This is a genomic window from Enterobacter sp. TCD1-1 (assembly GCF_020567405.1).
GTDB lineage: Bacteria > Pseudomonadota > Gammaproteobacteria > Enterobacterales > Enterobacteriaceae > Enterobacter > Enterobacter quasiroggenkampii.
Window position 1 is genome coordinate 206267 of the sequence record NZ_JAJCXF010000005.1, and the last position, 12108, is coordinate 218374.

A 12108-nucleotide genomic window follows, 5' to 3' on the forward strand; every position below is an offset into this window, starting at 1 on the left:
AGCAACCATGAGCCATAACGACACTATCGTCGCCCAGGCAACCCCACCGGGACGCGGCGGTGTAGGCATTCTGCGCATCTCCGGCCTGAAGGCGCGCGAGGTCGCTGAAGCGGTACTGGGTAAGCTGCCAAAGCCGCGCTACGCTGATTACCTGCCGTTTAAAGATACCGACGGCACGCCGCTGGACCAGGGCATTGCGCTGTGGTTCCCCGGCCCGAACTCCTTTACCGGTGAAGACGTGCTGGAGCTGCAGGGCCACGGCGGCCCGGTTATCCTCGACCTGCTGTTAAAACGGATCCTGACCCTGCCGGGCCTGCGCATTGCGAAGCCGGGCGAGTTCTCCGAACGTGCCTTCCTCAACGACAAGCTCGACCTGGCGCAGGCGGAGGCGATTGCAGACCTGATCGACGCCAGTTCTGAACAGGCGGCCCGCTCCGCCCTGAACTCGCTACAGGGGGCATTCTCCGCGCGTGTGAATCACCTTGTGGAAGCACTTACTCACCTACGCATCTACGTGGAAGCGGCTATCGACTTCCCGGATGAGGAGATCGATTTTCTCTCTGACGGTAAAATTGAAGCCCAGCTCAACCAGGTGATGGCCGATCTCGACGCCGTTCGCGCCGAAGCGCGCCAGGGCAGCCTGCTGCGCGAAGGGATGAAGGTGGTGATTGCCGGACGCCCTAACGCCGGGAAATCAAGCCTGCTGAACGCCCTGGCGGGCCGTGAAGCGGCAATCGTGACCGACATTGCCGGTACCACTCGCGACGTGCTGCGCGAGCACATCCACATCGACGGCATGCCGCTGCACATCATCGATACCGCCGGTCTGCGCGATGCCAGCGACGAGGTTGAGCGCATCGGTATCGAACGCGCCTGGCAGGAGATCGAGCAGGCCGACCGCGTGCTGTTTATGGTGGACGGCACCACGACCGATGCCGTTGACCCGGCGGAGATCTGGCCGGACTTTATCGCCCGTCTGCCGGCTAAACTGCCGATCACCGTGGTGCGTAACAAAGCGGACGTGACCGGCGAAACGCTCGGTATCAGCGATGTGAATGGTCACTCACTGATTCGCCTGTCTGCGCGGACCGGTGAAGGCGTGGACGACCTGCGTAACCATCTCAAGCAGAGCATGGGCTTTGACACCAGCATGGAAGGCGGCTTCCTCGCGCGTCGCCGTCACCTTCAGGCGCTGGAAGAGGCGGCGAACCATCTCGTTCAGGGTAAAGCGCAGCTGATCGGCGCGTGGGCGGGTGAACTGCTGGCGGAAGAGCTGCGTCTGGCGCAGCAGAATCTGAGCGAGATCACCGGGGAGTTTACGTCGGACGATCTGCTGGGACGGATCTTCTCGAGCTTCTGTATTGGTAAGTAATTCCCGCTAATCCATGGTGATTTCCTCCAGGGAAATCACCATTGTCCAAATGGCAACTCGCTTAATCCCTTTTCACCCCCTATCCTGCATGCCTGCATCTATGGGGGGTTTATGGCGCGTTTTCTGTTTTGTAGTTTCGCATTAGTTCTGCTTTATCCGTCCGGTATTGATATGTATCTGGTGGGATTACCGCATATCGCCCGCGATCTGGGCGCCAGCGAAGCGCAGCTGCATATTGCGTTTTCGGCCTACCTCGCGGGGATGGCGTCGTCGATGGTCTTTGCCGGGAAGATCGCGGATAAAGCAGGCCGTCAGCCTGTCGCTATCGCCGGAGCCATCGTTTTTGCCCTGGCGTCCCTTCTTTGTTCACAGGCGCAAAACAGCACCGTGTTTCTGACCGGGCGCTTTATCCAGGGCATCGGGGCGGGCGGTTGCTACGTGGTGGCGTTTGCCATTTTGCGCGACACCTTAAGCGCCCAGCGTCGCGCCAAAGTGCTGTCGATGCTGAACGGCATTACCTGCATCATCCCGGTGCTGGCCCCGGTCGTGGGCTATCTGATCATGCTGAAATTCCCGTGGCAGAGCCTGTTCTGGACCATGGCGGCGATGGGCGCGCTGGTGTTTATCCTGTCGATCGCCGTGCTGAAAGAGACCCACCCGGGCTCGCGGAATACCGGCCATACCGCAACCATTCACCCGGCAGAGAAGCTTCTCAACCGCTTTTTCCTTAGCCGTCTGGCCGTGACCACGTTAAGCGTGGCGGTGATCCTGACCTATGTAAACGTTTCCCCGGTGTTGCTGATGGAGACCATGGGCTTCGATCGCGGTGAGTATTCCACGGTAATGGCATTAACCGCTCTGGTCAGTATGGCTGTGTCATTCTCCACCCCGTTTGCGCTGAATATCTTCCGCCAGCGCACGCTGATGCTGGCCTCACAGGTTTTATTCCTCGCCGCAGGCGCGATTCTGGCGACCACCAGCTCACATGCGGTGATGCTGGTGGGCATTACGCTCATTTGCGCCGGGTTCTCGGTTGGCTTTGGCGTGGCGATGAGCCAGGCGCTTGGTCCCTTCTCGCTGCGGGCAGGCGTGGCCAGCTCGGTGCTGGGTATCGCGCAGGTCTGCGGCTCGTCGCTGTGGATTTGGCTGGCGGCAGTCATCGGGCTTAACGCGCTGAATATGCTGATCGGGGTTCTGATTGGCTGTAGCATACTCTGCATTACCTTACTTATGGTCATCCAGCCCGCGGCGCACTATGAAGAAGCCCATCAGCAGTCTCGATCTTAACCTGTTGCTCTGCCTGCAGCTTTTGCTGCAGGAGCGCAGCGTTACCAAAGCGGCGAAGCGGATGAACGTGACGCCGTCAGCGGTGAGCAAATCGCTGGCTAAGCTGCGCGACTGGTTCGATGATCCGCTGTTTGTCAAAACGCCGCTAGGGCTGCTGCCGACGCCGCTGACGGTGAGCCTGGAGCAGGATCTGACTGACTGGATGCAAATTGGCAACCAGATCCTCGATAAATTCCACCATGACTCTCCGGGCGGGCTGACGTTCGTGCTGGCCGCGGAAACGCCGCTGATGCTGATCCGCTTCAATACCCTGCTGGAGCAGGTGAACCAGCGCTATCCGCAGGCGACGGTGAAAATGCGCCAGTGGGATTACGACTCGCTGGACGCGATTACGCGTGGCGAGGTGGATTTGGGCTTCACCGGGCGTGAAACGCATCCGCGATCCCGCGAGCTGCTTAAGCTGATGCCGTGGTTTATCGACTACGAAATCCTGTTCAGCGACCGCCCCTGCGTCTATCTGCGCGAGGATCATCCGGCGCTTCAGCAAGAGTGGAATCTGGAGACCTTCCTGCGCTATCCCCATATCAGCATCTTCTGGGAACGCAGCGATACCTGGGCGCTGGATGAGGTGCTAAAGGAGATGGGACGCGAGCGCACGATCGCCATGAGCCTGCCGGGCTTCGAACAGGCGATGTTTATGGCGGCGCAGCCCGGCCATCACTATATCGCCACCGCCCCGCACTACTGTCACCACTACAATGAACTCCACCAGCGGAAGCTGATCGCCCTTCCCATTCCGATTGATGAGGAGCAGGCGGAAAAATTGACCGTGCCCTTCACGCTGATCTGGCATAAACGGAACAGCCACAATCCAAAAATCCTCTGGCTGCGGGAGACCATCAAGGCGCTGTACGGTGCGAGCGATCCAATTTTTGCCTAAGAAAATGTAAAGTTCGGTCCTAAGGCTTCTCTTACGCCCATTTACTGATTAAAACAGGAGGCAAGTTAAGCGATAATCATGTAACCGTTTAACCGATTACGACCATTATCAAGGAGCGAAAAATGGCTACGCACTTTGCAAGAGGGATACTGACAGAAGGACGTCTCGTATCGGCAAGAATTTCTTCAGCCTGTCACCGTGAAGCACTCACGCTTCCGGAGCACCGCAGGTCGCGGTTTTTAGCGTCCCGGGCGCTTCTCGCGGAACTGCTGTTTATGCTGTACGGCACCAGCGAGCTGCCGGATATCATTACCCAGCCAGAAGGCCGTCCGGTCTTTGCTGACCCGGATCTCCCTCGTTTTTCCATTGCCTACACGGGCAATATCATTGGCGTCGCGCTAACCACCGAGGGGGACTGTGGGCTCGATATGGAACTTCAGCGTGCGACGCGCAGCTTCCATGGCGCTAATGCGCATGAAGACTATCCGCTCTCCAGCAATGAGAAGCTGTGGGTACGCAACCAGAACGATCCTGTCGAAGCCAGAGCGCAGCTCATTACCTTGCGCCAGAGCATTCGTAAGCTCTGCGGATGTGCCTCAGACGACGCCAGCCTGCTGCAGCTGTTGCCAGGCTCTGGACGTCTGCGCGCCACCCAGGCCACGCTGGTAGAAGCGCTCTGCGACGCTGAGGATGTGCTCATTTGGTCCATCGCGGTGACCCCCGCCATCGAACGCATGAAAATCTGGGAATTTGACAGTCAACAGGGATGGCGTAGCCTTCCTGATGTGCCCGAGCGCGCCAACGAGCCCGCCGCACGTCTGATGCGATTAACCAGTTTACCGGCAGAAAAAGCATTTACCCTAAGCTGATCCAATCAGGGTCATCATGATGAAACAGGAGTAATCATGTCTGATACGTTGAAAGTCGTTACGTTACTGGGAAGCCTGCGCAAAGGTTCATTTAACGGGATGGTCGCCCGCACGCTGCCACAGCTGGCGCCTGCAGGTATGGAAATTAGCGCCCTGCCGTCTATTGGCGATATTCCGCTTTATGATGCTGACGTACAGCAGGAAGAAGGGTTCCCGCAGAGCGTTGAAGCGCTGGCCGAACAGATCCGCCAGGCTGACGGCGTGGTCATCGTCACGCCAGAGTACAACTACTCTGTACCCGGTGGCCTGAAGAATGCCATCGACTGGCTGTCCCGTTTACCTGAGCAGCCGCTGTCAGGCAAACCGGTGCTGATCCAGACCAGCTCCATGGGCGCGATTGGCGGCGCGCGCTGCCAGTATCACCTGCGTCAGATCCTGGTCTTCCTCGATGCGATGGTGATGAACAAGCCGGAATTTATGGGCGGAGTGATTCAGAACAAGGTCGACCCGCAAACGGGTGAGGTGGTGGATCAGAGCACGCGCGACCATCTCTCTGGCCAACTGACGGCGTTCGGGGATTATATTAAGCGGGTTAAAGCCTGATAAAAAAGCCCGGTGGCGCTAGCGCTTACCGGGCCTACACTCGTCAGTAGGTCAGGTAAGCGAAGCGCCACCTGACACCACAAACCGCACCTTAGTGCGCGTCAATAAACACAATCTTCAGCACAAACAGCAGCGCCACAACGATGACGCACGGGCTGAGGTCGCGGAAGCGGCCGGTACCGATTTTCATTACGCAGTAAGAGATAAAGCCCAGCGCGATACCTTCGGTAATCGAGAAGCTGAACGGCATCATCACGGCGGTAATAAACGCCGGCACCGCTTCGGTTAAATCATCCCACTTCACGCGAGACAGGCTGGAGGTCATCAGCACCCCCACGTAGATCAGCGCACCCGCCGCCGCGTACGGAGGCACCATGCCCGCCAGCGGCGAGAGGAATATCACCAGCAGGAACAGAATACCCACTACAACCGCCGTCAGGCCGGTACGGCCGCCCACGGACACGCCGGAAGAGGATTCAATGTAAGCGGTAACAGACGAGGTCCCGATAAATGAGCCGGTCACAGAGGAGATACTGTCCACAAACAGCGCCTGCTTCATGCGCGGGAATTTCCCTTTCTCATCTGCCAGACCCGCTTTGTCGGTCACGCCGATCAGCGTACCGGAGGAGTCGAACAGGTTAACCAGCATGAAGGAGAAAATCACGCCCGCCAGACCCAGGTTCAGGGAACCCGCCAGATCAACATGACCAACAACGGTAGAGACGCTCGGTGGCGCGGAAACGATGCCATTATAGTGAACGTCGCCCAGCATCCAGCCCAGCAGCGTGGTGACCACGATGGACACCAGCACCGCCGCATGAATATTGCGGGAAGCCAGGATCGCGATGATAAAGAAGCCCAGCACGCCCAGCAGCACGTTATGAGAGGTCAGGTGACCGATGCTCACCAGCGTATCCGGGTTCGCCACGATAACACCGGCGTTTTTCAGCCCCATCATCCCGATAAACAGACCAATACCGCTGGTAATGCCCACGCGCAGGCTCACGGGGATGTTCGCAATCATCCAGTAACGCACGCGGAAAATGGTCAGCAGCAGCAGGCCAACCGCGCCCCAGAAGATGGCGCCCATACCCACCTGCCACGGCAGACCCATCGCCTGAACCACCACGAAGGCAAAGAACGCATTCAGACCCATCGCCGGGGCCAGCGCGACCGGCAGGTTAGCGAACACGCCCATCAGAATGCTGCCAAGGGCTGCGATCAGACAGGTTGTTACGAAGACGGCGCTGGTATCCATGCCAGCAACGCCCAGAATTTGAGGGTTAACAAAAACGATATAGACCATCGTCAGGAAGGTGGTGAAACCGGCGATCACTTCGGTGCGTGCCGTCGTGCCGTGCTCGCGCAGTTTAAACACGCGCTCAAGCAGACCCTGACCAGATGTCTGGGTAGTGTGTTGTTGACTCATCATCAATTTCCGAACAAGGAGGGAAAATTCGTCGCTATCCTATACCAAAATGCGACAATAGTGGCGGTTACGTGATACTTTTTTCATTGAATTTGCTTATACGGCAACGATTGCGTTCCGGCGAACTGCCGTACGTAAACGTTAAACTGGTTAAAAGGGAAAGGCATGTCCGGAATTGAAGCGGTATTTTTCGACTGCGACGGTACGCTGGTCGACAGTGAGGTCATTTGTTCCCGCGCGTATGTGGCCATGTTCCAGGAATTTGGCATTACGCTGGAACTCGAAGAGGTGTTTAAACGCTTTAAGGGCGTGAAGCTCTACGAGATCATCGACATCATTAACGAAGAACACGGCGTCGTTCTTGAGAAGGCGGCTCTGGAACCGGTGTACCGCGCCGAGGTTGCACGCCTGTTCGATTCGGAGCTGGAGGTGATTCCGGGCGCAAACGCGCTGCTGGATGCCATGATGGTGCCGATCTGCGTGGTCTCCAACGGTCCGGTCAGCAAAATGCAGCACTCGCTGGGCAAGCTTGAGATGCTGCACCACTTCCCGGAAAAATTGTTCAGCGGCTACGATATCCAGCGCTGGAAGCCGGACCCGGCACTGATGTTCCATGCGGCAAAGGCGATGAACGTTAACGTAGAGAACTGCATTCTGGTGGATGACTCGTCTGCGGGCGCGCAGTCGGGAATTGATGCAGGAATGGAGGTGTTTTATTTCTGCGCCGACCCGCACAACAAGCCGATCGATCATCCCAAAGTCACGACCTTCACCGATCTGGCGCAGCTACCCGCGCTGTGGAAGGCCCGCGGGTGGAATATTACGCGTTAAGCAGACCCTCCCGGCAGGGAGGGCGACAGGTTTATCTGAAGAGCTTTTGAACAAACTCAGCATAGGCCGGACGCCAGACATCCATTTCGTGATTCAGACCGGGGTACATTTTATAGTCGAATTTGATGCCCTGTTTTTCCAGCTCCGCTTTCAGACCGGCGATATCTTTGCCGGTCACCGAATCGCGCTCTCCCACGACGACGGTGAAGTTATGCAACTGCCGGTTAATGGCCTCCGGCTGCTTAAAGCGTGCGGCCACGCCGTCGTCAGGTACGGTTGTTGTGGTAACGCCGCTGAACGTTCCCAGCCAGCCGAAGCTGTCCAGATGGTTCATACCGGAGACCAGCGCCTGATAGCCGCCCTGTGACAACCCCGCCAGCGCCCGGCCATCAGCATCTTTACGCACGTTGAAGCGTGTATCCACCAGCGGAATAATCTCGCTCATCAGTTCACGGTCTGCGGCTTTCGCATTAAGCGGATAGAAAGACTTTCGTCGTTCTGCCGGGGGGAAATTCTCGGGAATGGCCTCAGCGCTCTCCGTCTCGGTGTCGGGAACGACCACCAGCATCGGTTTGATTTTTCCCTCGGCCATCAGGTTATCCATCATTTGCGGCAGGCGGCCCTGATCGATTGCTGAGAGCCCGGTATCCCCAAAGCCATGGTAGAAGTAGAGCACCGGTAGAGGTTCCCCTTTGCCGTTGTAGCCAGGGGGAGTCCATACATAAACGCGGCGCTCTGACTTGAGTGACGGCGAGTGCCAGGTCAGGGTGGTGAGATCGCCATGCGGTACGGCACGATCGTCGAGAATGCTGCCCGGAACCAGAATCAGGCTGGTGTTCACCTGCCGCTGAGGTTTTTGATAACGGCTTCCCGTGTCGACTGAACGATAACCATCGATGTCGAAATAATATTCGTAGAGATTCGGGGCCATCGGCTCACTTTTCCATGTCCAGACGCCATTTTTCTCTTTCGTCATATCATGGGAAACCTGGGTTTCAGGCATTGACCCCGTCACCACGGAGACTCGCGTTGCGCCGGGCGCAAACAGGCGAAACGTAATGCTTTTATCCGCATTGACCTGCGTCACATAGCGGCTGACCGGGGTAGCCGGGTCGGGTGTCGCTGGCAACGGTGCGGCAATCACGTTTGTTCCAGCACCGATCCCGATGCTGATAGCCATCGCCAGGCATGCTAATGAATTTTTCATATCCCATCCTTTGCTGTTTTTTTCGTCTCACGTTAGCGCGTTTCGAACGTCAGGCAACGGATGAAGGGGAGAATTGTGATTACTATAGAAATAATAACGCCGGTAAGTACCGGCGTTATTATCAGATGACAGGATTACTCTTTCGGATCTTTACCCGCCAGAAGCTTGTCCAGCTCGTCGCCGCCCACGTGACGGAAGTCCTGACCCTTCACGAAGTAGAAAATGTATTCGCAAATGTTCTGGCAGCGGTCGCCGATACGCTCGATGGAGCGCGCGCAGAACAGGGCCGTCAGTACGCTTGGGATCGTACGGGAATCTTCCATCATGTAGGTCATCAGCTGACGCACGATGCCTTCATACTCCTGATCGACCTTCTTATCTTCACGGTAGATACGCACCGCTTCGTCCAGATCCATACGCGCAAAGGCATCCAGCACGTCGTGCAGCATCTGCACGGTGTGGCGGCCCAGCGACTCCAGGCTGACCAGCAGCGGCTGATGCTGCTGAGAGAACTTCTCCAGCGCGGTACGGCAGATTTTATCCGCAACGTCGCCGATACGTTCCAGCTCGGCGATGGTTTTGATGATCGCCATCACCAGACGCAGGTCGCTCGCCGTCGGCTGACGCTTCGCGATAATGCGCACGCAGGCCTCGTCGATAGCCACTTCCATCATGTTGACGTTTTTATCGCCTTCAATGACGCGCTTCGCCAGCTCGCTGTCCTGGTTGTGCATCGCCGTAATCGCATCAGAAAGCTGCTGCTCGACCATGCCGCCCATGGTCATCACCTGGGTGCGAATGCTTTCCAGCTCTGCGTTGAACTGGCCGGAAATGTGTTTATTAAGATTGAGGTTGTCCATGGTTTCTCCACATGCACTAAGGCAAATCAACCGTAGCGGCCAGTAATATAATCTTCGGTTTGTTTCTTCGCGGGCTTAGTGAACAGATCGTCCGTGTTACTGAACTCAATCAATTCACCCAGGTACATAAACGCCGTGTGATCGGAGCAACGTGCAGCCTGCTGCATGTTATGGGTCACGATAACCACGGTGTAATCCTGCTTCAGCTCGGTGATCAGTTCTTCAATGCGACCGGTTGAGATCGGGTCCAGCGCTGAACAAGGCTCATCCAGCAGCAACACTTCCGGGCGAATCGCAATACCGCGCGCAATGCACAGACGCTGCTGCTGACCACCGGAGAGAGAGTACCCGCTCTGGTGCAACTTATCTTTGGTTTCGTTCCATAATGCGGCCTTGGTCAAAGCCCACTGCACGCGCTCATCCATATCGGCACGGGAGAGCTTTTCAAACAGGCGAACGCCAAAGGCGATGTTGTCATAAATGGACATCGGGAACGGCGTGGGTTTCTGGAACACCATCCCCACTTTCGCGCGCAGCAGGGCGATATCCTGAGCCTGGGTCAGAATGTTTTCGCCGTCGAGGATGATTTCCCCTTCAGCGCGCTGCTCCGGATAGAGCGAATACATTTTGTTAAAGGTACGCAGCAGCGTGGATTTCCCGCAGCCGGACGGACCGATAAATGCCGTGACCTGGTTCTTTGCGATATCCAGGTTGATGTTCTTCAGGGCATGGAATTTGCCGTAGTAGAAGTTCAAATCACGAACCTGAATCTTACCCGGGGCAGTATCAACCATACTCATTGACTCATTTCCTCATTCGGCGCCGCGATCTGCCGCGCCGTAAAAAATTAACCGTGTTTCTTCTTCGCGAAAATGACGCGCGCCAGAATGTTCAGCAACAGTACGCAAAGGGTAATGATCAGCACCCCGGCCCAGGCCAGCTGCTGCCATTCCGCGAAGGGGCTCATCGCAAATTTAAAGATCGTCACCGGCAGGTTGGCGATCGGCTGCATCATGTCCGTGCTCCAGAACTGGTTGGAGAGGGACGTAAACAGCAGCGGTGCCGTTTCACCCGCGATACGCGCCACCGCCAGCAGGATACCGGTCATGATCCCGGAGACCGACGCCTTCAGCGTAATCGCAGAGATCATCTTCCATTTCGGCGTACCCAGCGCGTAAGCCGCTTCACGCAGGCTGTCCGGCACCAGTTTCAGCATGTTCTCGGTGGTTCGAATCACAATCGGCACCTGCAGCAGCGCCAGCGCAATGACGCCCGCCCAGCCGGAGAAGTGTTCCATCTGCGCCACCACCACGGTGTAAACGAACAGACCCACGACGATAGACGGGGCTGACAACAAAATGTCGTTAATGAAGCGAATCACTTCCGCCAGCCAGGATTTACGGCCGTATTCTGCCAGGTAGATGCCCGCCATGATGCCCAGCGGCGTGCCGAAGACCGTCGCCCAGAGGATCAGCAGTCCGCTGCCCGCCAGGGCATTCGCCAGGCCACCACCCGCCGTGTTCGGCGGCGGCGTCATTTCGGTGAACAGCGACAGTGACATTCCGTCAATCCCGCGAACGACCGTCGAGAAGAGGATCCAGACTAGCCAGAACAGGCCGAATGCCATCGTCGCCATAGAGAGCGTCAGGGCAATGCGGTTTTTCATGCGGCGTCTGGCCTGCATTTTGCGGCGGGATTCCGCCAGTTCAGCAGTTGCTTGCATTTCGAGAGTGGCCATTAGCGTGCTCCCTCATTTTTAGCGAGACGCATAATCATCAGCTTGGAAATCGCCAGAACAATGAAGGTAATAACGAACAGAATCAGACCCAGCTCCATCAGCGCCGCGACGTGCAGACCCGATTCCGCTTCCGCAAATTCATTCGCCAGCGCAGAGGTAATACTGTTACCCGGCATATAGAGCGACGCGCTGTCGAGCTGGTAGGTGTTACCGATGATAAAGGTGACCGCCATGGTTTCACCCAGCGCACGACCTAAGCCCAGCATCACGCCCCCGATCACCCCATTTTTGGTGAACGGAAGGACGATGCGCCAGATCACTTCCCAGGTGGTGCAGCCGATACCGTAGGCCGACTCTTTCATCATCACCGGCGTTTGTTCGAAGACATCGCGCATAACCGCCGCAATGTACGGAATAATCATGATGGCGAGGATCACGCCAGCCGCCAGAATGCCGATACCGAAAGCCGGGCCAGAGAACAGGGCCCCCACAAACGGAATGGCAGAGAGGACGTTACCCACCGGTTCCTGGAAGTACGTGGCGAACAGTGGCGCAAAGATGAACAGGCCCCACATGCCGTAGACGATACTCGGAATAGCTGCCAGCAGTTCGATGGCGATCCCCAGCGGACGACGCAGCCAGCCCGGCGCCAGCTCCGTCAGGAACAGGGCAATACCAAAGCTTACCGGAACCGCAATCAGCAGGGCGATGAACGAGGTCACCAGCGTGCCGTAAATTGGCACCAGGGCACCGTAGATGTCGTTCGGCGCGTCCCACTCTTTGGTCCACAGGAAGGAGAAACCGAATTTCTGGATGCTCGGCCAGGAGGAGAAAATCAGAGACACGATAATGCCGCCCAGCAGCAATAGCACAATCAGCGCAGCCAGTTTGACCAGCGCGCTGAAAATCATGTCACCTTTTTTACCCGGAGGGTTAAATGCAGGCTTGGTTGCAGCCATAAATTACTCTTCT

Annotated in this window: 12 protein-coding genes; 6 read left to right on the plus strand and 6 right to left on the minus strand. The window is 57.0% G+C overall.

The window, feature by feature from the left end; genetic code table 11:
• Window positions 1–7 precede the first annotated feature (7 nt).
• The 5 genes from mnmE (at window position 8) to LJA86_RS18795 (ending at window position 5071) form a co-directional block, all read left to right on the plus strand.
• On the plus strand, window positions 8–1372 hold the full coding sequence (gene mnmE, locus LJA86_RS18775) for a tRNA uridine-5-carboxymethylaminomethyl(34) synthesis GTPase MnmE (RefSeq protein WP_021242672.1): 1365 nt from the start codon (window positions 8–10) through the stop codon (window positions 1370–1372).
• Between the two features lie 111 nt (window positions 1373–1483).
• Window positions 1484–2659: an MFS transporter gene (locus LJA86_RS18780; RefSeq protein WP_223539732.1), complete on the plus strand. Its 1176-nt coding sequence runs from the start codon at window positions 1484–1486 to the stop codon at window positions 2657–2659.
• Window positions 2628–3599: an HTH-type transcriptional regulator YidZ gene (yidZ, locus tag LJA86_RS18785; protein WP_223539731.1), complete on the plus strand. Its 972-nt coding sequence runs from the start codon at window positions 2628–2630 to the stop codon at window positions 3597–3599. Before LJA86_RS18780 ends, yidZ begins: the two co-directional genes overlap by 32 nt.
• Before the next feature lie 122 nt (window positions 3600–3721).
• Window positions 3722–4468, plus strand: a complete 747-nt coding sequence (locus LJA86_RS18790; protein ID WP_045909358.1) for a 4'-phosphopantetheinyl transferase family protein — start codon at window positions 3722–3724, stop codon at window positions 4466–4468.
• Between the two features lie 36 nt (window positions 4469–4504).
• The gene (locus tag LJA86_RS18795; RefSeq protein ID WP_014833835.1) at window positions 4505–5071 is read left to right on the plus strand and encodes an NADPH-dependent FMN reductase; all 567 of its coding nucleotides are present in this window, start codon (window positions 4505–4507) and stop codon (window positions 5069–5071) included.
• A 91-nt stretch (window positions 5072–5162) separates the two neighbouring features.
• Here LJA86_RS18795 and adeP read toward each other — a convergent pair whose 3' ends face one another.
• Window positions 5163–6500: an adenine permease AdeP gene (adeP, locus tag LJA86_RS18800; protein ID WP_021242668.1), complete on the minus strand. Its 1338-nt coding sequence runs from the start codon at window positions 6498–6500 to the stop codon at window positions 5163–5165.
• 165 nt (window positions 6501–6665) lie between these two features.
• Between adeP and yieH the strand changes: the two genes are divergently transcribed.
• The gene (gene yieH / locus LJA86_RS18805) at window positions 6666–7331 is read left to right on the plus strand and encodes a 6-phosphogluconate phosphatase (RefSeq protein WP_229226572.1); all 666 of its coding nucleotides are present in this window, start codon (window positions 6666–6668) and stop codon (window positions 7329–7331) included.
• A gap of 31 nt (window positions 7332–7362) precedes the next feature.
• Here the strand turns inward: yieH and LJA86_RS18810 are convergent, their stop codons facing one another.
• The 5 genes from LJA86_RS18810 to pstC all read right to left on the minus strand — a co-directional run bounded on the left by LJA86_RS18810 (window position 7363) and on the right by pstC (window position 12095).
• Window positions 7363–8538, minus strand: a complete 1176-nt coding sequence (locus LJA86_RS18810) for an esterase (protein WP_229226573.1) — start codon at window positions 8536–8538, stop codon at window positions 7363–7365.
• Between the two features lie 134 nt (window positions 8539–8672).
• The gene (phoU, locus tag LJA86_RS18815) at window positions 8673–9398 is read right to left on the minus strand and encodes a phosphate signaling complex protein PhoU (RefSeq protein WP_008500182.1); all 726 of its coding nucleotides are present in this window, start codon (window positions 9396–9398) and stop codon (window positions 8673–8675) included.
• A 26-nt stretch (window positions 9399–9424) separates the two neighbouring features.
• Entirely contained in the window at window positions 9425–10198 is a 774-nt protein-coding gene (gene pstB / locus LJA86_RS18820; RefSeq protein WP_008500183.1) for a phosphate ABC transporter ATP-binding protein PstB, read from the minus strand.
• Window positions 10199–10245: 47 nt separating this feature from the next.
• Window positions 10246–11136 carry a phosphate ABC transporter permease PstA gene (pstA, locus tag LJA86_RS18825; RefSeq protein ID WP_024907882.1) on the minus strand — a complete coding sequence of 297 codons (891 nt, stop codon included), beginning with the start codon at window positions 11134–11136 and terminating at the stop codon, window positions 10246–10248.
• Complete coding sequence (gene pstC, locus LJA86_RS18830; protein ID WP_023309793.1) at window positions 11136–12095, minus strand: phosphate ABC transporter permease PstC; 960 nt, start codon at window positions 12093–12095, stop codon at window positions 11136–11138. The genes pstA and pstC overlap by 1 nt, the downstream gene beginning before the upstream one ends.
• Window positions 12096–12108 lie beyond the last annotated feature (13 nt).

What these genes read in the sequence shown, in the direction of transcription:
- LJA86_RS18780 (WP_223539732.1), top strand. Translation starts at nt 1,484, where the DNA reads ATGGCGCGTTTTCTGTTTTGTAGTTTCGCATTAGTTCTGCTTTATCCG.
- pstB (WP_008500183.1), bottom strand. Translation starts at nt 10,198, where the DNA reads ATGAGTATGGTTGATACTGCCCCGGGTAAGATTCAGGTTCGTGATTTG.
- LJA86_RS18790 (WP_045909358.1), top strand. Translation starts at nt 3,722, where the DNA reads ATGGCTACGCACTTTGCAAGAGGGATACTGACAGAAGGACGTCTCGTA.
- phoU (WP_008500182.1), bottom strand. Translation starts at nt 9,398, where the DNA reads ATGGACAACCTCAATCTTAATAAACACATTTCCGGCCAGTTCAACGCA.
- mnmE (WP_021242672.1), top strand. Translation starts at nt 8, where the DNA reads ATGAGCCATAACGACACTATCGTCGCCCAGGCAACCCCACCGGGACGC.
- pstA (WP_024907882.1), bottom strand. Translation starts at nt 11,136, where the DNA reads ATGGCCACTCTCGAAATGCAAGCAACTGCTGAACTGGCGGAATCCCGC.
- LJA86_RS18795 (WP_014833835.1), top strand. Translation starts at nt 4,505, where the DNA reads ATGTCTGATACGTTGAAAGTCGTTACGTTACTGGGAAGCCTGCGCAAA.
- LJA86_RS18810 (WP_229226573.1), bottom strand. Translation starts at nt 8,538, where the DNA reads ATGAAAAATTCATTAGCATGCCTGGCGATGGCTATCAGCATCGGGATC.
- adeP (WP_021242668.1), bottom strand. Translation starts at nt 6,500, where the DNA reads ATGAGTCAACAACACACTACCCAGACATCTGGTCAGGGTCTGCTTGAG.
- pstC (WP_023309793.1), bottom strand. Translation starts at nt 12,095, where the DNA reads ATGGCTGCAACCAAGCCTGCATTTAACCCTCCGGGTAAAAAAGGTGAC.
- yidZ (WP_223539731.1), top strand. Translation starts at nt 2,628, where the DNA reads ATGAAGAAGCCCATCAGCAGTCTCGATCTTAACCTGTTGCTCTGCCTG.
- yieH (WP_229226572.1), top strand. Translation starts at nt 6,666, where the DNA reads ATGTCCGGAATTGAAGCGGTATTTTTCGACTGCGACGGTACGCTGGTC.